Origin of the sequence: Epilithonimonas sp. (genome assembly GCF_032054305.1) — a bacterium.
GTDB lineage: Bacteria > Bacteroidota > Bacteroidia > Flavobacteriales > Weeksellaceae > Epilithonimonas.
In genome coordinates, this window is sequence record NZ_DAMBSX010000007.1 from 51,441 (window position 1) to 72,960 (window position 21,520).

At 37.6% G+C, this 21,520-nt stretch carries 12 protein-coding genes; 5 read left to right on the forward strand and 7 right to left on the reverse strand.

Annotated features, from left to right (window positions below; genetic code table 11):
* Positions 1-7 precede the first annotated feature (7 nt).
* Positions 8-829, forward strand: coding sequence for an alpha/beta hydrolase (locus RTX21_RS15645; protein WP_312769057.1), 822 nt, complete (start codon positions 8-10; stop codon positions 827-829).
* Positions 830-912: 83 nt separating this feature from the next.
* On the opposite strand, the gene RTX21_RS15650 is transcribed toward RTX21_RS15645, so the two are convergent.
* The 6 genes from RTX21_RS15650 to RTX21_RS15675 form a co-directional block, all read right to left on the reverse strand.
* Complete coding sequence (locus RTX21_RS15650; protein WP_312769059.1) at positions 913-2,043, reverse strand: 1-acyl-sn-glycerol-3-phosphate acyltransferase; 1,131 nt, start codon at positions 2,041-2,043, stop codon at positions 913-915.
* 70 nt (positions 2,044-2,113) lie between these two features.
* The gene (locus RTX21_RS15655; protein ID WP_312769062.1) at positions 2,114-2,497 is read right to left on the reverse strand and encodes a hypothetical protein; all 384 of its coding nucleotides are present in this window, start codon (positions 2,495-2,497) and stop codon (positions 2,114-2,116) included.
* A complete protein-coding gene (locus RTX21_RS15660) occupies positions 2,481-3,041 on the reverse strand; it encodes a LemA family protein (protein WP_312769064.1) in 561 nt (186 codons plus the stop codon). The genes RTX21_RS15655 and RTX21_RS15660 overlap by 17 nt, the downstream gene beginning before the upstream one ends.
* A gap of 24 nt (positions 3,042-3,065) precedes the next feature.
* Positions 3,066-4,298: a hypothetical protein gene (locus tag RTX21_RS15665; protein ID WP_312769066.1), complete on the reverse strand. Its 1,233-nt coding sequence runs from the start codon at positions 4,296-4,298 to the stop codon at positions 3,066-3,068.
* Between the two features lie 36 nt (positions 4,299-4,334).
* Positions 4,335-6,686, reverse strand: a complete 2,352-nt coding sequence (locus tag RTX21_RS15670) for a BamA/TamA family outer membrane protein (RefSeq protein ID WP_312769069.1) — start codon at positions 6,684-6,686, stop codon at positions 4,335-4,337.
* Positions 6,686-11,713 carry a translocation/assembly module TamB domain-containing protein gene (locus RTX21_RS15675; RefSeq protein ID WP_312769072.1) on the reverse strand — a complete coding sequence of 1,676 codons (5,028 nt, stop codon included), beginning with the start codon at positions 11,711-11,713 and terminating at the stop codon, positions 6,686-6,688. Before RTX21_RS15675 ends, RTX21_RS15670 begins: the two co-directional genes overlap by 1 nt.
* A gap of 305 nt (positions 11,714-12,018) precedes the next feature.
* On the opposite strand from RTX21_RS15675, the gene RTX21_RS15680 reads away from it, so the two are divergent.
* The 4 genes from RTX21_RS15680 to RTX21_RS15695 all read left to right on the forward strand — a co-directional run bounded on the left by RTX21_RS15680 (position 12,019) and on the right by RTX21_RS15695 (position 18,957).
* The gene (locus RTX21_RS15680; RefSeq protein WP_312769075.1) at positions 12,019-12,615 is read left to right on the forward strand and encodes a TetR/AcrR family transcriptional regulator; all 597 of its coding nucleotides are present in this window, start codon (positions 12,019-12,021) and stop codon (positions 12,613-12,615) included.
* A gap of 287 nt (positions 12,616-12,902) precedes the next feature.
* Positions 12,903-14,063 carry an efflux RND transporter periplasmic adaptor subunit gene (locus tag RTX21_RS15685; protein WP_312769077.1) on the forward strand — a complete coding sequence of 387 codons (1,161 nt, stop codon included), beginning with the start codon at positions 12,903-12,905 and terminating at the stop codon, positions 14,061-14,063.
* A gap of 31 nt (positions 14,064-14,094) precedes the next feature.
* A complete protein-coding gene (locus RTX21_RS15690) occupies positions 14,095-17,265 on the forward strand; it encodes an efflux RND transporter permease subunit (protein WP_312769079.1) in 3,171 nt (1,056 codons plus the stop codon).
* 270 nt (positions 17,266-17,535) lie between these two features.
* Positions 17,536-18,957, forward strand: coding sequence for an efflux transporter outer membrane subunit (locus tag RTX21_RS15695; RefSeq protein ID WP_312769081.1), 1,422 nt, complete (start codon positions 17,536-17,538; stop codon positions 18,955-18,957).
* Between the two features lie 104 nt (positions 18,958-19,061).
* On the opposite strand, the gene RTX21_RS15700 is transcribed toward RTX21_RS15695, so the two are convergent.
* Positions 19,062-21,434 carry a M1 family metallopeptidase gene (locus tag RTX21_RS15700; protein WP_312769083.1) on the reverse strand — a complete coding sequence of 791 codons (2,373 nt, stop codon included), beginning with the start codon at positions 21,432-21,434 and terminating at the stop codon, positions 19,062-19,064.
* Positions 21,435-21,520 lie beyond the last annotated feature (86 nt).

The window sequence follows — 21,520 nt, forward strand, 5'->3', positions numbered from 1 at the left end:
TTAAATTATGAGCACATTAAAATTAAAAGACGGAACAGAGATTTTTTACAAAGACCAAGGAGAAGGACCAGTATTAATGTTCCACCACGGATGGCCACTATCTTCTGATGATTGGGATGCACAGGTGATTTTCTTCCTGCAGAGAGGTTACAGAGTTGTTACTCACGACAGAAGAGGTCACGGACGTTCCAGCCAGAATATATATAACCACACGATTGAGCAATATGCTTCTGACGCAGCGGAATTGGTAGATTTCCTTGGATTGACAGATGTTATCCACATCGGACACTCAACTGGAGGTGGTGAAGTTATCCGTTACGTGAACAAATATTCTAACGGAAGAGCGAAAAAAGCGGTTTTAATCAGTGCGGTTCCTCCAGTAATGGTGAAAAGTGAAAGCAATCCTGATGGTGTTCCGATGTCTGTTTTTGATGACATCAGAGACCAAACCTTGAACAATAGAAACCAATTTTATTTTGATTTGACTTTCCCTTTCTACGGCTATAACAGAGAAGGCGCCAATGTGAAAGAAGGAATCCAAAGAAACTGGTGGAGACAAGGATTGATGGGCGGAATTGTTGCTCATTATGACGGAATCAAAGCGTTTTCTGAGACTGATTTTACAGAAGATCTGAAAGCGGTGGACATTCCTGTTTTGGTTCTTCACGGCGAAGATGATCAGATTGTTCCAATCGAAAATTCTGCAATCAAATCTGCAAAATTGCTGAAAAACGGAAAATTGATCACTTATCCTGGTTTCCCTCACGGAATGCCTACGACAGAACACGAAACGATCAATAAAGACCTTTTGGAGTTTATCGAGGCTTAACAGACAATTATATTTTGTTTGAAAAGGCGAATCATTATGGTTTGCCTTTTTCTTTTTATGTAATTTTATTATTGAATAAAGATCTATTTGCCTGTATGAATTTTGTTGATCACAGGATTAGCGTACATTTTTAGGAAGCTATTTTTAAGAACCTCGTCAAAGCTATTGATACGCATCTCGAGTCTGCGCTGAAACAATTGCTTCTCCTCTTCCGTATAATGCTCACAATATTGACCACTTTCATAAAGAAGGTCGTAAGCAATATATTTGGTGGGCCAAAGTTTATAATTTTTTATAATGGAGTCGTCTATGACCTGAGCAATCGCCTGAAGCTGCTTGTTCTTATTTTCATGTTCAAATGCGATGTTATCCAACTCTTCATTAAGGATATTGCCTGCATGCAAGTGGATATGTTTTTTTTGTCCCAAAACCCCATTCAGGATAGTCTTGAAATCTTCATTATCATCTTTTATATAAGCCTCATTTCTCGACTTTGCTAACAATTGTGGAATTTTCTGAGCATCTGTTGGATCATACTCATAAGAAATCGATAGTGGAACGATTTTCAAACTTTTAAAAAAATCTGTTATCGGTATGTCTCCACTAGCCATTGCCAACATCTTTAGTATCCCTTGTTGTGTAAGATCATTTCCGTCTTTGGCCCGTCCTTCTCGCTGTGCCATCCACACAGAACGATTTTCTTTCTTCAAAAGGTCATAGATATATTCTGACAGAATTTTTGAACTACTCAACTGTTCACGAATCGGCAGATCTCTTTGTACCAAAAAATTACGGGTCAATTTTGCCAAAGCATGTATAAATGGCTTTTGAACAAGATTATCTCCAATAGCTGAAGCTGTGAGGATCAATCCGTTATCCAGCAAAGCCAGATTCAGCAAAGAGGTATCCAATACAATATCTCTATGATTAGAAATGAAAAGATAGGCCGTATCTTTATCCAGTTTATCAAATCCTGAAGTACTTAGCCCCTCTGAGCTTTTTTCAAGAATCCTACGAACAGTATAGGAAATGATCCTATTCTGGAAATCATTTATTGAATGGATATTTTTAAATTCTTCAAGCCAAAGACTTTCTTCCCGGTTCGGAAACGTGAACTGCATAAGCGCTTTCATCATTGGATGTTTGGCAACACCTAGCAAAGCATCATTAACTTCTTCATCATAAAAATACCTGATATCATCAATCTTCGACATACTTCTGTTAAAATAAGATTTTGCAAAAAAACGAAATTTTATCGGGACTTATATCTCGATGTAAATATAATCAACTATTCACAGGTTTCCTTTTCAATTGGTCCTGATCGAACTTTTTCCTCAAACCTGATGCATTCACAATAACAAAAGCACTGATGCAGAGATACATGGAAAAATAGATCATCAGCATTTTGAGTCCCGAAACTCCCACGAACATCAATAAAATCTGAGAAACGAAACCAAGTAACCAGCCAACTGTAAAAATAACAACTATGGAGAAGCCAAATAAATTCAAATTCTGAACAGGTTTGTAGAGCCCGATCTTTTTTAAGATCCAAAGTGGGATAATAAGAACGATCAATGCGAAAGGATGGAAAGCTGCAAAGGCAACTAAAGTTCCAGGTTCCGCATCAATATTTCGGATGATGTTGATGATTTCAAAAGGTAACTCCATCGTATTTTTTTTCTTGTTCGGTGATCTGAAGCAATTGCTTTTTGCTGTATATCATTGGTTTGGCAAGAAGCAAATTCGGGAATTCTGCGATTCCGATATTGTACATGGTAACGCTTTCGTTATAAAATTCTCTTCTGTCTGCGATAGCATCTTCAATCTGAGACACACGACCTTGAAGCAATTGGAAATTCTGGTTGGTTTTGATATCAGGATAATTCTCTGCAACAGCGAAGATTGATTTTAACTGATTTTGCATCTTATTAGACAACTCTACTTTTTCCTCAACAGAATTGGCGTTTAGAAAACTGGTTCTCAATTCCGTCAATTTTGTCAGCATCGATTCTTCAAACCGCATTGATTCCTTTACAACCTTGATGAGATTTGGGATTTCGTCTGCGCGTTGTTTCAGAAGAACATCGATATTTCCGAATGATTTATCGACATTATTTTTGAGCATTACAAGCCTATTGTAAGTGGAAACAATTACGTTCAGAAGTCCTAAAACGACTAATCCGATGATGACGTAAGCGAAAATCTGTATCATAGTTTTTATATTTTTTTGTTAAGTTCATTCTGCTGGAGCAACTGTTACCTCTGCACTGTCAGCGTCTTGTTTATATTCATTTTCAACAGGTTCTGTTTTTTTGTAGCTGTCGTATATATTATCATAAAAATCCGTCACAGATTTCACAGGTTTGGAATTTTGAAAAGGCAAATCAAGATTGATATTTCCAAATACGATCGTATTATTTTTAATTGAAATGGGTGTCAGAAAAATAAGTGCAATGATAATTACCCAAAAATAAGCGAAATAACCTGCAGACTGCAGAATTGGTCGCATCGTATTGTAATTCTCCACACTTGCGACCGGCGAAATCCCGAACACATCTTTGATTGCTTCTTTCTGAAAAACGGGCTCATTATTCTCTGCCAAACCAACTTTACCAATCAGCAAAACTTCCATATTGTCTTTCAGAAGATATTGCGTGTATCGTTTCATTGAGGATTGGTATTGCTCATCAATTTCAAAATCAATGAACTCGATATCGTTGGTAATCACTTTAATTTGTCCTGATTTATCCTGAACATAAAATGGTTTACAAATCGTTTCCGAAGATTCCAATGAGTAAGAATCTTTACCTTCATCATCAGTCGTCACCTTTTCAATCGTGTAAAGAAATCCGATGCACTCTTTTGTTTTAATTCTTGAAAACATTGGCTCAATCGTCTTGACATTTCCAGAAATTTCTGCCAAACCCATCGCAACCGAACGAATGTTAGAAGTCGGAAGCGTCCGTTGAAATTTGTAGAACCTCTTTTTGTTATTTGGTTTTAATGAGGTTAAAAACGGAAGAATAATGAATACGACAATGATGAAATAAGGGATTCCTAAAGTGAATACAAATCCAAAAAATAACAATCCCGAAAATGTGTAAAGAATTTTTTCCCAGATTGGAAGTGGCGTTTTCCCCATTCTTCTTCGGCGCGCATCTTCTTCCTTTGAACTTTGGTAACCGTCTCTGATGACAGAAACAATCATCCCGATAATTCCCAAAACGAAAACCGAGAGAAATAGAATAATAGCTACCAAAGCTGCCAATCTATTTTCATAAAGTGAGCAAAGACCAATCAATAAAGGATTCAGAACAAAGAAAAGCCATTTTGGTTTTAGATTGATTTCATATAATCCGATTAAAATAAATGTATGAAAAATGGCTACAAAGACGCTCATGACCATCAACATGACCAAAAGTCCGTTATCCACTTCTAATGTTTTATAGAATTCTGAAAAATCATTCATAGGCAGAAATAGGTTTTTCAAGCTTTGGTCAAGTATTTAAAACGGATAGCCAATTGCAATATTCAGGATCAGATTATCTTTTCTCCAAGAGCCATCCCCAAATTTGATCCTGTCCAAAATCCAACGATCTCCTTTTTCATAATAAGGAACTCTCAAAGGCATTGCTAGATCCAATCTTAAAATCAAAATTGAGAAATCCAAACGAAGTCCGACTCCAGCTCCCACTGCCAATTCGTTCAGAAAATCTTTTGAGAATTTTCCGCCAGGTCTTGTCGGGTCATCGTTCATTAGCCAAATATTACCTGCATCCACAAAAGCGGCGACATTCAGGAATTTATATAGGTTTGCTCTGTATTCTGCATTCATTTCTAATTTGATATCACCAGATTGGTCAAAATAGAAACTGGCATTCTGGGTTCTTGGATCATAACTTCCCGGTCCAAGCGTTCTTGCACGGAAAGCTCGGATACTATTACTTCCTCCAACAAAAAATTGCTTTGAATAAGGCATCAGTTCTGAATTCCCATACGGATAAGCAACACCCGCAATGATCCTGGAAGCAAAGTTGGTTTTCTCATTGAATTTATGATAAAATCTAAAGTCATTTTCCATCTTCACATATTGGCTGAAAGGAACATTGAAAATTTCTTTTTCCTTACCATTTTTGGCATTGGCACCAGTTACAAGACCTGTAATATTTCCGGCCAGATCCAACATTCCTTTGTAATAGATCGTGTTGGTTTTTGGCGAAGTTGTGTTGGTATAAGTATAGGAATAAGTTGGTCCAAAGATCAATTGTTTAGCCACAACTCGCCCCAAAGTTGGGTTTGCGGGAATTCCATTTTCGGGATCTCCATCGATCTGCTGCTGATATTTTGCGGTCACAGTTTGGGGCGCAACCATTGTAATATCAATAACCTTCAACTCATGCTCTTTTCTTATATTTTCTTTCCAAGCATATCCAAATGAAGCATTGAAATTGTGAAGTGTGTACAATTGCGTTCGGCTTTGATATTCATAACCAAGACTGATATTCGTTCTAGGAACATACTCGCTGGAAGAATTGAAACGGAAAGGCGCCACAATTCTCGGAATAGAAAGTTGTGTATTGGCTCCGACCCTGATGATGTTATTGGCATCTTTCGCACCACCCATCTGCACATCGAAAGCTCCATATATCGCAGCTTTGAACTGTTCCGCTCCTCTGAACATATTTCTATGGGTCCAGTTCAGGTTAACCTCTCCTCCACCATAATTTGCAGAATTGGTTCTTGCCAAAGTTTCTAATCGTAAGGACTGAATCTGTCTTGGTGTCAAAAGATAATAAGCATCAAATTTATGATTCAAAGAGTCTGAGACCACGAACTCATTCTTTACAAACTTGAAAACTCCTAAACTGATCAATCGGCTCAAGGTCAGATTATGATCAGCCCGGTTATACAGATCTCCTCTTTTAAAATACAAAGCACGATCAAAGATCTTCGGTTTGAATTTATGATCGGGATCGATTACATAAATATCGCCATAAGTATATTTGGAAAGAGAGTCTATATTCATTGGAATGCTATACTTCCCTTCTTTTACATCACGGATATTATAATTTGGGAAAACGACAACTTTGTCAATAGAAAATTGTTGTGTTGCCAAATCTGGAGTCTGATCTTTTAATTTGACATTCAGTTCCACTTTATGATTTTTGGAAACTGTGCTGTCAGCCTGCACGATGATATTATCCTGATGAAAATAGTAGAATCCTTTTTCCTTCAAACCATTGTCTATTCTTGCTCTTTCAGCTTTGATGACATCAAGGTCAAAGGGATTTCCCACTTTAAGCAAAGACTTATCTTTCAAATTCTGGATCTCTTTATTCACTAAAGTCGAATCTTCCTGAAATTTGACCTGACTGATTAAATATTGATTTCCCGGCTTCACGGTATAAATAACTTTCGCTTTCTTGTTCTTTGAAACCGTGTCGTAAGTCGCCTGCGCATTGAAGTAGCCTTCATTTTCAGAATAATTGACCAAAATATCCTTATTGAACTCCTTATCAACATCACCCAACAAAACCGGTTTTTCCCCGAATTTATATTTCAACCAATAATTGAATCCTTTTTCCTTTTTTGGTTCTTTGGCAATATTATAAGCGTACAATTTTGGTCGCAAACCTAAAAATGTCGAGTTGGGTTTCGGAGTAAGATTTTCCTCAAGTTCGGCTCTTAAAGCTTTCTTTTCTTTTTTTGAAATACTGTCATTTTCGATCTTCACTTCTGCACCAGTGTAAAGCATTTGCCCTTCTTTCAGAAACCTGGTATTGCTGCACGATGAAATGATTGCGATTGTAGACAATGCAATGAGAGGTTTGAAATGTTTATTAATACTAAGCTTCATTATTTAAAATCTACGACTTGGTTATTATCTTTTACTTTTTTAGTTCTTTCTCTTTTCGTTTTTTGAAAGATCTCACGGAATTTATCATAATCCAGAGTAATGATAAAACCGAGACCTGTTTCCACGATCTGACCTTGCAATGCCACCTGATATTCATCCTTGCGATAAGCTCTCAGCATATATCTGCCATCTTTGGAAAGACTGTAATCCACAGTCACGTCACCTGCGATATTGGTTGTATTTTCGTTTTGTCTTGCATCGCCTTCTACTCCGAAATTACTTCCTACAGAAACTTTCAGACGGTCATTCAATAATTTTTTACTGATATCGACATTCAGGTCTGTTCGGGTGTTTTTCGAACCGCTGGAGTAATCTTCGGAAGATTCTAAACCTAGGTTAAGGTCAACGCCTTTGATAAGACCGGAAGCCAGATTGTTCAATTGCTGAGAAAGAATTTTGCTTACACTTTGTCTCGCCATCGCTTCGGCAGAAAGTCCCGCACTGTTATCAAAAGGATTCTCTCCAATAAAACGGTTCAATAGAAGTAAGGCAAAAACCTGCTTATTCATTTCATTTTCATCTGTTCTGAGTTGAGCCAATTTCTGATCCACAACATCTTTCACATTTGTGGAAACCGAATTATTCTTTTCTTCCGTCGTAATATCAAAAGTAATGACAGGTTTCATCAATTCACCTTTCATCTGAAGCAGAGTACTGAATTCCATCCTTTGTTTATATTGATTAAGTGTAGAAGCACTTTCTCCGCTGATCTGCTGTTCCACAAGATCCAGAGGAGCAGCTTGTGTTTTATATACAGCGGTAATGTCCAAAGTTGCAGAAGTCGGCTCTCCATTCCAAGTGATCGTACTTCCCTTCTGAATGTCGAATTTCCGTTTTAGAAGGCTCACTGTCATGTCATAACTTCCCTGCTCTACTTGATAAATACCAACCAGCGTTGTTTTTCCCGATGGATCTATTCCTCCTGTCAATTCGGCCTCGCCTTGCAGTTTTACAAAATCTCCGTTGGCTTTATCAATAATGATGGACATTTTAGCTTCTTTACTAACCTCGATGTTCACACTAACGTCCATTCCTTTTATCTTGTTTTTGGCAGCCAAAGAATCTGCGACAATAGTCTTATTCAATGCAATTTGGTCTTGGTCAATGAATTCTACAATGCCGTCTCTTTCCTGTAATGAAGGACTGGATTGAGGCAAAACAAAAGTAAAATCAGTATCATCTGAAACAGCCAATCTTCCGTCAACTTTTGGAAGGTCTAAGTTTCCACGAACGTGTAAAGCTGCATCAATAGCAAGGATTCCATACATCATCGCATCGTTTGATTTCTCCGAATTCACGACCTTGAAATCTTTCGCATCGATGTCCAGATTAAATCCAAAGTCTCTGTAAGTCTGAGTCAAGACCTGACCATAGACCTTAAGTGAGTTTCCATCTTTGTCATTGATCTTGAAATCATCAAATTCAATTCCTCTGTTCGTGAACGAGATCTTATCATTGATCTTTCTGAAATCACTTCCGGTTTGTGCGATCATCAATCCGACATTATTCATTTTGACATCACCCAAGATCTTCGGTTCAGTTGTAGTTCCGGTAATCTTCAGATCTCCGGAAAGATAGCCTTCTGTATTCGTTATGGCATTCATGGAAAAACCTTGAAGCGTTTTCATCTGAAGTTGGTTCATTGCAAGATTCAAATCAAAACTACTCGCAGAAGTATTATAATTTCCTGTGATCTTAACATCATTATCATTGCCGGAAAGTGCAATATCTGCATTGATAATATCTGCCGAAGCATTATTGGCTTTGACTGTAAGATTCCCAACCGGGCTTCCGTAAACAAACAAGTCGGAAACATTGATGTCTGAGGTGAAGGTCATTTTCTTGTTCAGATCACGCAATTGCGCAGTTCCATTGATTGTTCCTTTTGCCAGCAAAGAATCTTTTTTGATGATCTCTGTAAGTGTTTCAATTTTGAAATCTTTCAAAGTAATGTTCAATGGACTATTTGGAGAATTAGTTTCAGATTGAACCAAAATTTCACTTCCAGAATTTGACAATCTGAAATTATCTGCAAAAATTCCCTTGCTTCCGATCTGGATCTTATTTCCTTCCGCGACTGCCCAATCGCCATAATTTAATTTCAAACCATTTGGATTCAAGGAGATCTCGGTTATGTCATTCATCGATCTGGCATTTCCGGCAATCAGGAATTGAGTCTGATCTTTTTCGTCTTTGGTCGTGATATTATAATTAATGACATTATTCGCAATATCTCCATTGATATTGACTTTATTCAATGCAAAGCTTTCACTTTTCAAAGAAGTGACATCAAGATCATATTGCAAAGCTTGACTTTCATTGGTGATTTTTAAGTTCGTATTTTCAAGCGAATTCGTTCCGTATAAAACTTGCGGAATTTTTGCATCCAATTCAATTTTTTGAGAATCTGCGTTGTAATTCCCTGTGATATTGATGGTCTCGAAACTTTTCAAATCAGGAACGAATTTTCTGATCAGGTCGTCATTCTTGATCGTGGCATTAAGGGTGAAGTATTGTCCCGCATCAATTTTCTGTGTCTTATCTGGTTTTTGGAATTGATAATATTGATTCACCGTTTGTGACAAAGCTCCGAAAATTTGAGTTAGTTTGTATTTTCCATTCAATTCTACATCTGCAATCTGAGAATTGAATTTGATCTGAGTAGAATCAGCTGTAGAAAGTGCTTTCAAATTGATTTCCTGAATCGGATAGACTTCTTTCGTATCAGAAATAGCGAAGTTTTTTAAGTTCAAATAGCCATTCAAATTATCCGGATCAAGACTTTTGAAATCACCGTCAATTGCAACAGCCAAAATCATTGGAGAACTGTAAAATCCTAATTTGTTCAAATCCAATTTATTAATATTTCCATTGACTTTCACAGTCGGATTTTTATCATTATAAACGCCGGAAGCTGTTAATTGTAAATTGGCATTCGGGTCTTTTGAGTTTAATTCAATATCGTATGCACCTCGATCGATCTTCCCTTTTAGATTCATATTCCGGTAAGTATAACCTTTATAAGTCGAAGATTTCACATTACCAGCCAAATGAGCCGACATTATTTTTGGATCAAAACTTTGTCCTTTTGCATTAATCTGAGCTGTGATCCCTCCAATATCTTTATTCTGAATTAATTTTCCGATCTGAAGATTCTGCAGATTGGCTTTTACATCAAAAATCTCACGGTTTTTTCTTCGCATATCTACTTGTGCAATGACCTCGGCATTTCCAAGTGTTGAATATAGGTTCAAATTAGTATTCACAACTTTCGTAGTTCCTTTAGCAAAACCTTTGATACTGAAATGCGAAGGCAGAGAAATGTTGGAAGGAATTGTACCTTTCGGAACCAAATTGAAAATTGTTTTCCCGGATGAAGCCAATTCGCCGATTCTTAAATCATAGTAAAGATTATTAGGATTCATCGCATTTTTGATTCTTCCCGAAGCTGAAACCCTTAACTGATCCAGACCGGAAACTTTCAAATCATTGATCAAAAGGTCATTCACCAATCCTTTTACATTGGCATTGACATTTAGAATAGCATTTGGATATTTATTGAACGGAACTGTTGTTCTCAAGGTCGGAACCAGATTTAAAATATCCGAAAAACCAATTTTGGAATTTTTGATATTTGCAGAGATCTTTACTGCGCCCGGGTTTGCTGATAATTGCTCTATTGAATTATAATTAAGGATAACCTCGTCTCTCAATATCGTTTTCGGCGTCTGAAGATAAAGGTCTTTCAGGTAAGCTACTTTGTCAGAATAAACAAAATCTGTATTGAATTTCTGAATATCCAAACCTCGTTTTTCCTGAATTTCTGCCGATCTCACACTTGCTGCAAAACCGTCATTCTCCATTTTGAAGTCACGAACATCAACATTCAGTTTTCCAAAATCAAGGTGATTGAAATCCATTCCTGTTTTGGTTGGAGCAATTGCAGTATTGTTGTAAATGACTTTTACGTCTTCGAAAATCAATTTTCCCAGAAGCACTTTCATTGCTTTTTCTTTCGCCGAAGCAGTTGGAGTTTCAGAAGATTTTTCATCTTTTGGATTAGCATTGGAAGTTGGAAGAAAAAGGTTAGCATTGATATTGGCGCCTGTCAAATAAACATTTCCAACATCGTATGAATTATTCTGAAGGTCAAGATCATTAACTTTCGCACTCAATTCTTTGAAAAGGACTTTTGCAAATGTCTTTGTATTATCATCGCCATAGTCAATATTGAAATTGGTCAATTTGATTCCGCTTAAACCTAATTTCATTGGTTTTTGCTGATTGAGAGAATCTACTTTTTTCTCGACATTTTTGGAAACTTCCTCAATTAAATCTTGTTTCAGTTTTAATTTTAATCCATCAAGATTGATATCATTTATTGCATAATTATTATTTTGAAGGTCAAAGGTTTTAACTCTCGTATCGAAGGAATTGAAATAAACCTTGATATCATTTTTGGATTGTTGGTCGTTGAAAGTAACTCCGATATCTTTCAGTTTGATTTTATCCAAAGAAATAATGAATGGTTTTGAAGGACTTTCTTCCTTTTCCGAAGTTGCAAACGCATCAATAATATAATCAAAATTGAATTTGCCTTGCGGATTTCTTACAACATTCGCTCGAACACCTTCCAGATCTATTGATGTCAAATCAGCTTTGGTTTTGATCAATTGCCACATATCCAATCCAACATCGAATTTCTTAACTGCAAGAAGTGTATCGATTTTTTGACCTTTCAAGTAAAGATTTTCTATCACAACACTATTTGGAAAACCGATGTAAATCTTTTCCAGACTTACTTTTGTCTTGATTTTACCTTCAAGATAAGTAATTGCTTTATCCTTGATGAAATTTTGGACAAAAGGCAATCTCAAACTGAATATGAGCAAAACAAAAAAAACCAATATGGAAATAATGGTTATTAGAGTACGTCTAAGGATCTTTCTTTTATTGAGTTTTTTCAAATCTTTATAGTTTACAAAATATGTTATAACAAATACCGTACTATAAAGGTATTTTATTAAAAATTAATTCATAATAATCTTCTCCAATTTACAAATAATTATTTTTCATCTATCATTTTCAAAAAGCTAACTCACGTAAAATTGTAAGAATCCCTTATTATTTGCCTAACGAAAAAACAAAACAAATTACTGATTTTCAAAATATTAAAAACAAATCAAATTATAATTAATATATAAAATTCAAATTTATTTGGAACTTAAACTAAAAAGTTTATAATTTTGCTAACGCTGTTAGGAAAAATAAAATGGGAGTACACGAACGCCGACAAAGAGAAAAAGAATCTATACGCGCCAATATTTTGGATGCGGCTTTTTCTTTGGCCAAAACAGAAGGTTGGGCTTCTCTTTCCATCAGAAAGATTGCTGATGCTATAGAATACAGCGCTCCTGTGGTTTATGATTATTTCGAAAACAAAGAAGCTATTCTCTTTGAGATTTCTCTAAATGGATTTCATAAGTTACACATAGAACTGCTAAAAGCTCAGAAGAAACACGACACACCGGAGGAACAATTGGTTTCTATCGTGGATGCTTACTGGAATTTTGCTTTTAAGAACAAAGAGTATTATCAGCTGATGTTCGGATTGGGAATGCAATGCAGCGGAAAAGGATTGATGAAAGAAGAGTTTTCTTCGTTTCAGGATTTACTGTATGATTGTACGTACGATATTATCCTTAAAAAAGGTTCAAACCCGGATAATGCCTGTCATTCCTCACACGCATTATTCTCGGCAGTTCACGGCTTGATTTCAATTATGATGATGCGTAATGATGATATCCCTTCTACGATGAATAAGACAACACTTGATGAGACTGTTGCTGCTTATATCAAATCGTTGTAAATTTTTTTTAAATTTTAAATTAACACTGTTAGGAATATTAACACAGTATTAATTTTATTTTAATTATTAACAAATAATATCTGATATAATAGTTTCTTTACATTAACACTGTTAGAAAAAAGAACATAGTTCAGATAAATTAATTAACATATAATAACTTTCAAAATATGGAAACAATGTAAAACTTTATGCCAATATTTTTAATTTATGAATTAACAATGTTAGATAAATTAACAATATTTAATTCAATTACACTATTACTTAAAATTAGCACTTAAAAACTTAAAATGAAAATAACTAACAATTCTAAACTTATTGTACTGATATCGAGTATTATCTTTTTACAAAGTTGTACAAAAACTGCAGACAATACGGCAATGGCTTTCCCTACGCCGGAACTTCCGGTTTATACCGTTATCACTTCTCCTGCTACGACATATCAGGAATTCCCAACCTCATTGGAAGGTAAAAACAATGTGGAAATCCGTTCACAAGTAGACGGTTATCTGGACAGGATCTATGTGGAAGAAGGTTCTTTTGTGAGAGCCGGACAGCCCTTGTTCAAAATTGACCCACGCGTTTATGGCGAACAGATGAATATGGCTTCTGCTAACCTTCAGGCTGCCAATGCCAATATCCAAAAAGCAAAAGTGGAAGTTGACAGACTTCAGCCTCTGGTTGCTGACAAAGTGGTTTCCGATGTTCAACTGAAAACAGCAAAAGCCAATTATGCAGCAGCCGTTGCAGCCGCTGCTCAGGCAAAGGCTTCGTTGGGCGGAAGTAAGATCAATGTCGGGTTTACAACCATTACGGCTCCTGTAAGCGGTTATATCGGAAGAATTCCTTATAAAAAAGGAAGCCTGATCTCCAGAACAGACGCTACTCCATTGACCTTGTTATCGGACATCAGCCAAATATATGCTTATTTTTCACTGAGCGAATTGGATTTCATTGCGTTCCAAAAGAAATATGCAGGCGCAACGCTTGAAGAAAAATTGAGGAATATGCCAGCAGTTGACCTGGTGATCGCAGATGGCAGCAATTATTCTGAAAAAGGAAAAATGAGTATCATCGACGGACAATTTGATAAAACAACCGGCGCAATCAGTGTTCGTGCCGTGTTCCCGAATCCAAACGGAACTTTGAGAACCGGAAATACAGGCCGTGTCCGTATGCCGCAACTATTATCAGATGCAGTTGTAATACCGCAAGAGTCAACTTTCGAAATTCAGGATAAAACTTATGTCTATGTTCTTGGAAAAGATAACAAAGTCACCGGTAAGCCTGTAAAAATCTCAGGTAAGACAGAACATTATTACTTTATTTCCGAAGGATTGAATAAAGGTGACAAAATCGTATTCACCGGAATCGGAAACTTAAAAGACGGTGTTCTTATCAAACCAAAAACGATCTCTTCTGACAGTTTATTAAAAGCCAATCCTTTGTAAAAATTATTCAGAAGATTAAAATTAAACTAGTATGTTAAAACAATTTATAGAAAGACCGGTCCTTTCAACGGTCATCTCCATTATATTATTGCTGTTGGGAGCATTGTCGGTGTTCAATCTGCCGATCACATTGTTTCCTGACATTGCACCGCCAAGTGTTCAGGTAACTGCATTTTATCCGGGTGCGAACGCCGAAGTTGTGGCGCGTTCTGTTGCTGTTCCGATTGAGGAAGCGGTGAACGGTGTTGAAAATATGACCTATATGACATCCAACTCCAGTAACGACGGAACGATGACCTTGAGCGTATTTTTCAAACAAGGCGCCGATGCGGACAATGCTGCGGTGAATGTTCAGAACCGAGTTTCCAAAGCGATGAGCCAGCTTCCTCAGGAAGTTGTTCAGGCAGGAATCTCGACCCAGAAAGTTCAGAACAGTTTCATTATGTTTATGGGTTTGTATAGCGAAGATCCGAAAGAATATGATGAACTATTCCTGCAGAACTATATGAAAATCAATATCATTCCGCAGCTGCAGCGTATTCCGGGTGTAGCGCAGGCTCAGGTTTTCGGGACAAGGGATTACTCGATGAGACTTTGGCTGAAGCCGGACCGTTTGGCGGCCAACAATCTTTCTCCTCAGGAAGTTCTGAATGCTGTCAAAGACCATAACCTTGAAGCTGCTCCTGGTCGTTTGGGACAAGGAAGCAAGGAAACTTACGAATATATTCTAAAATATAAAGGTAAACTGAGCAAGAACGAGGACTACGAAAACATCGCCATAAAAGCCAATAATGACGGTTCATTTCTAAGATTGAAAGATGTGGCAAGAGTAGAATTTGGTTCTTACACTTACACCGCTGCAAACAGAGTTGACGGAAAACCGGTTTCTGGTTTCGCAATCCTTCAGACCGCAGGTTCAAACGCCAACGAAATCTTAACTGAAATCGAAAAACAGGTTGAGGAGTTCAAAACAACTTTACCAAAAGGTGTGAAACCAATTATCATGTACAACTCCAAAGACTTTTTGGATGCGTCCATTCATCAGGTTGTTGAGACTTTGGTCATTGCATTTATTCTCGTTTTCATTGTTGTTTTTATTTTCCTTCAGGATTTCCGTTCAACATTGATTCCTGCTATTGCGGTTCCTGTTGCGATTATCGGAACATTCTTCTTCCTGCAGCTTTTTGGATTTAGTATTAATATGTTGACGTTGTTTGCATTGGTTCTGGCCATTGGTATTGTCGTCGATGATGCAATCGTCGTTGTGGAAGCTGTCCATTCCAAAATGGAACATACAGGAATGCCTGTGGAACAAGCCACAATGAGCTCAATGTCAGAGATTTCAGGCGCTATTATTTCGATTACATTGGTAATGTGTGCGGTATTTATTCCGGTTGGATTTATGCAAGGTCCTGCAGGTGTTTTCTACAGACAGTTTGCCTTCACTTTGGCGATTGCCATTATGATTTCTGCGGTTAATGCATTGACATTAAGTCCTGCTTTATGTGCATTGTTCCTGAACGACCCTCAGGGAGAGCACGGCGAACACGGTCACAAAAAAGGTTTTGGAGCAAGATTCTTCAATGCTTTTAATGTGGCATTCAATAATATGACCAGAAAATACATTTATAGTGTTAAGTTTTTGATTAAGAATAAATGGGTTGCAATTGGAGGTTTGGGAATTATCATCGCTGCGAGTATTTTCCTGATCAACAAAGCACCGACCGGATTTATCCCGACCGAAGACCAAGGTTTCGTGTTGTATGCTGTGAATACGCCTCCGGGGAGTTCATTGGAAAGAACGCACAAAGCAACGGAACAAATCGATAAAATTGTGAAAGGTGAAAGTGCGACCAATCATCTTTGGGTGGCAGACGGACTGAATTTCATCAGTAATGCCAATGCTTCGCCCTACTCTGCAGGTTTCATCAAACTGAAAGATTACGAAGACCGCGGCGATATGAAAGATCCTGATCAGATTGCAGCCGCTTTGACGGGAAAAGTGTCTCAGGTAAAAGATGCGAATGCGTTCTTCTTCAACTTCCCGACAGTTCAAGGATTTGGTAACGTTTCCGGTTTCGAGTTTATGCTTCAGGATAAAACCAACGGTTCTTTTGAACAATTGGGAACAACGACTCAGGCTTTCATCGGAGAACTGATGAAACGCCCCGAGATTGCTTTTGCTTTTACCACATATGCAGCCGGAAATCCTCAATACACAATCGATGTCGATACCGATAAAGCCAACCAGTTAGGTGTTTCGATTACCGAACTGATGCAGACAATGCAAATCTATTACGGAAGTAGTTTCGTTTCGGATTTCAACAGATTTGGAAAATACTACAGGGTAATGGCGCAGGCGGATATTCCATATCGTACCGATACGAATTCTTTGGACGGTATTTATGTCAAAAATAATCAGAACGAAATGGTACCGGTGAAAACATTGGTGACTTTGAAAAGAACTTTCGGACCAGAAACTGTTACAAGAAACAACCTTTTCAACGCAGTTACCATCAACGGAACACCGAAACCGGGTTACAGTACAGGTGATGCCATCAGAGCAGTGGAAGAAACGGCTAAACAATCTTTACCAAGAGGTTATGGCTACGAATGGACAGGAATCACACGTGAAGAAATCAAAACCGGAGGACAAACGGCTTTCGTTTTCCTTTTGAGTATTTTGTTTGTTTACTTTTTGTTAGCAGCTCAATACGAAAGTTACATTCTTCCGTTTGCCGTTATTTTAACGGTTCCGACAGGGATTTTCGGAGTGTTTGCTTTTACAGGACTGGCTGGAATAGATAATAATATTTATGTTCAGGTTGGATTGATTATGCTCGTTGGATTGCTCGCGAAGAATGCCATCCTTATTGTGGAATTTGCAGTTCAGAGAAGAAAAGCAGGCAAAACCTTGATTGAATCGGCGTTACAAGCTTCGAGATTGAGATTAAGACCAATTCTGATGACATCTTTTGCTTTCATTATTGGGATGTTACCGTTGGTTTGGACGCAAGGTGCTGCGGCTAAAGGAAACCATTCTATCGGCATCAGTACGGTTGGCGGAATGTTTACGGGTGTTGTATTCGGGATTTTCATTATTCCGGTGATGTATGTGATTTTCCAATATCTGCATGAGCAAATGCCAAGCAAAAAGAAACGCAAGCTGAAAAAAGAAAAAGCAGCTTTGAATTTAATTTAAGTTTAAACGCAAAGGCACAAAGATTTTTTTGAATGATTCTTTGTTTTTAAGACACAAAGTTTAAAAATCTTCGATTTTTTTCCGACTTGAAGAAGCTTTCCGAGGATAAATTTTGCGCCTTTGCGATTAAAATTGAGCAGAGAATTACACGCAGCCCGACTTGAGCGGAAATCCTTTTTACGCAACGTAGTGGAGTGAAAAGATTGGGAACGGAAGGCGGATTAAGCTGCCCACAAATTGTTCTGAATAATTGATACAAAAGAAAAATAAATGAATATAATAACTAAGATAAAAGAGATTCTGGTCTCAACCGTAGTTGTGGCAAGTGCAGTTTCCTGTATGCCCAAATTAGCTTTGGACAAAGTGAGCCCTGAACTGCCGGAAACCTTTCAATATACGGCAACGGCTGACACAGCCAGCGTGGCGAACCTGGAATGGCGACAGTTTTTCAATGACCCGATTTTGCAAGGTCTTATTGAAAAAGGCATCAAAAATAATTATGATTTGCAAATTGCCTTGAAACAGGTTGCCTCTTCGCAGGAACGACTGAAACAGGCGAAATATATGCAATATCCTGAAGTTGGCTTTGGCGTTACAGGCCAGATCACACGACCTTCCGACAACAGTTTGAACGGACAAAGCATTAACTTGTTCCTTGGAAAAAGTTATGTTGAAGATTACAATGCAGCGTTCAATCTGTCTTGGGAAGCCGATATCTGGGGCAAAATAAAGAATCAGCAGGAAGTTTCCAAAATGCAATATCTGCAAACCTATGAAGCGACAAAAGCCATTCAAACCCAAGTTGTGGCAGCCATTGCTCAAGGTTATTATAACCTTTTGATGTTGGATAAACAATTGGAAATTGCAAAATCAAATTTAGAATTAAGTAAGAACACACTTAATATTACAGAAAAAATCTGGCAAAGCGGTGATGCAACCTCTTTAGGGGTTCAGCAATCCAAAGCACAAAAGGAATATACAGAACTTCTGATTACGCAACTGGAACAGAATATTAAGATTCAGGAAAATGCGTTGAGTATTTTGGTAGGCGAAAATCCGGCGAAAATCAGCAGAACAATCGAGATGTCTGATACATCGTTACCTCAGAATTTCTCAGCGGGATTGCCTGCAGCAATGGTGAGCCGCCGTCCGGATGTTCGTCAGCAGGAATTGGTTTTGCTTGAGTCTAATGCTTTGATTGGAATTGCTCAGGCGAATATGTACCCTTCTTTGAAAATCACAGCCAATGGAGGCGTTAATTCTTTCAGGTTTGATAACTGGTTTCAGATTCCGGCTTCCTTATTTGGTTCTGCTTTAGGAGGAATCACGCAACCGGTTTTCCAGAAAAGGCAATTGAAAACCAACCTGAATGTAGCAAAAATCCAAAGGGAGAAAAATGTTCTGGCCTTCCGTCAATCTGTTCTGAATGCCGTTGGCGAAGTTTCTGATGCATTGGTGTCTAATGAAAGCCTGAAAGTTCAGGAACAGAAAGCAAGCGAACAAGTGAATACTTTAAAATCAGGAATCCAAAGCGCTGAAAAACTCTATAAAAGCGGTTTGGTCAATTATCTGGAAGTCATCACAGCTCAAGGAAATTCTTTACAAGCCGAATTGAATCTCGCTTCCATCAAGAGACAGAGACTCAGCAGTATTGTTGATTTGTATCGTGCTTTAGGTGGCGGATGGAAATAATAAAAATTTAAGTTATTTTTTGTTAAAAGTTATCTTTGATAACAAAGAATGGTCGAGAAAATTCTCGACCATTTTTATTTCTTATTCTGTCCTGCAAATTGGATTTATTTTTTCCCAGCCGCTTGCATTGGATTCACTTTTCCATTGGACGCACCTCTTGCAGCATCTTTTTGTTTCTGTTTGAAAACCTGGAATTTGCTTGGCATTTCTGATGAACTCGAAGCTGCCCAGAAATTGTTAGAAGTATCAATATCAGCCGTTTCTCTCATTGGGTCTAATTGGACAGATTTTAATTTCTTATCAAAATAATAAGTTTTGGAAGCTTTTTGCTCGTTATGTCTCCAGATTTGAACACTAATTTTATCCGTTGCTTTTGAGCCATCTTCAAATGTGAATTCTAAAATAATCGGCATTACCAATCCGCCTTTATTAGAAAAATCGATTTGATAAGCTGTTACATTATTCTGTTTTTTAATGTCTTTCGCATCTAATTTTTCGAGATTTCCAGTTGTCAGATTATATTCTTTTGAAATATCAACTTTCTCCTGTCCACGGTCATATCTGTAATAGAAATCCTGAACATCTTTGTCAGATTCTACATAGAATTTAATATTCTTATCTTCTCTGTTTTTGATTTTCGAAACATCTTCAAACTCATTCAAGACTGGTTTTTCAACAGTATATTTCACCGTTTCAGATTTTGGAACGGCATCAAAATCAGGTTTTGCAATGGTCACTTTATCGAGCGAAATATCTACAGGGTCTGTTCCGTAGAACCATCCTCTCCAGAACCAATCCAGGTCTTCCCCACTCGCATCTTCCATTGTTCTGAAAAAATCTGCTGGTTCAGGATGACGGAATGCCCATCTTTTGGCGTAAGTCTTGAACGCTTTATCAAACAATTCTCTTCCCATAATGGTTTCTCGAAGAATATTAAGTCCGGTTGCCGGCTTTGAATAAGCATTCGGGCCAAATCTTGCGATATTTTCGGAGTTGGACATAATCGGTTCCAATTCGTCTTTCGGAAGCTTCATATAATCCACGATTGTCCAGGCCGGTCCACGTTTTGAAGGGAATTTGTTATCCCATTTTTCTTCTGTCAAATATTCAACAAAAGTATTGAGACCTTCATCCATCCAGCTCCATTGTCTCTCGTCCGAATTGATAATCATTGGAAAAAAATTGTGTCCAACTTCGTGAATGATTACGCCTAACATTCCGTTTTTGATGGCTTCGGAATAAGTTCCGTCTTTTTCAGTTCTTCCGTAATTGAAGCAGATCATCGGATATTCCATTCCGTTGGCTGCTTCTACAGATTGTGCTACCGGATATGGATAAGGAATCGTGAATTCTGAATAAGTTTTAATTGTATGCGCAACTGCCTTTGTAGAGAATTTTCTATACAATCCATAAGCTTCTTTTCCATAGAAACTCATTGCCATCACTTTGTTATTGTTTTCAGGAATCGTCACTCTCATTCCGTCCCAGATAAATTTTCTTGAAGAAGTCCAGGCAAAATCACGAACGTCATTAGCCTCAAAAATCCAGGTCTTTCTCTGCTTGGAGTGATTTTTTTCTGCTTTCTTGGCTTCGTCCAAAGTCACAATTTCTACAGGTTCATTAGAATTTTCAGCTTTTCTGTATCTTGCTAATTGTTCTGATGAAAGAACCTGTTCGTAGTTTTTACATTCGCCTGTTCCGCCAACAATGTGATCAGCAGGAACATTCATTTTTACTTTATAATTTCCGAAAACCAAGGCAAACTCGCCACGTCCTGTGAACTGGTGATTCTGCCAGCCGTGGAAATCGCTGTAAACGCACATTCTTGGAAACCATTGTGTGATGGTGTAAAGGTCATTTCCATCTTCCGGAAAATTTTCATAACCACCTCTTCCTCCCATTTCGATACGGTTTGGGATGTTGTAATTCCAGTTAACTTTGAAAACGAATTTTTCTCCTTTTTTCAGTGCTTTTGGAAGGTCAATCCGCATCATTGTTTTATTGACAACATATTTCAATGGAATGCCGCCAGCATCGGTTATTTTCTCCAGATTAACTCCATAGCCATTATCTGAAACAGGAAGTTCTGATGCTTTTACGTTTTCAAAAACCGTTCTTTTCGGTAATATAGAAGAAGAAGGATAATCCGCATTTTTTACAGTCGACTGTTCATTTTCGTCCAACTGAAGCCATAGATAATCCAAATCGTCCGGAGAATTATTGTAATAAGTTATAGTTTCTGAACCTTTCAGATTTCTCTTGTCTTCGTCCAAATAAGCTTCGATATCGTAATCTGCACGTTGCTGCCAGTAAGCGTGACCAGCCGATCCAGAAGCGGTTCTGTAAACATTGGGCGTTGGGAGAATGGTTCCGAGTTGTTCAAATTTGTTTCCGTGGTTGCTTCCCGGATTATTCTGGATATTCTGTGCCGACAAAACAGCAGAACAGAATAGAAGTCCTAAAACTTTTAACTTCATTTTTTCAAAACAATTAGATAATAATTCTTTACAAGAAATCAAATTTAGGAAATTGTTACGAATGAAATAAAGATTCGTAATTATTT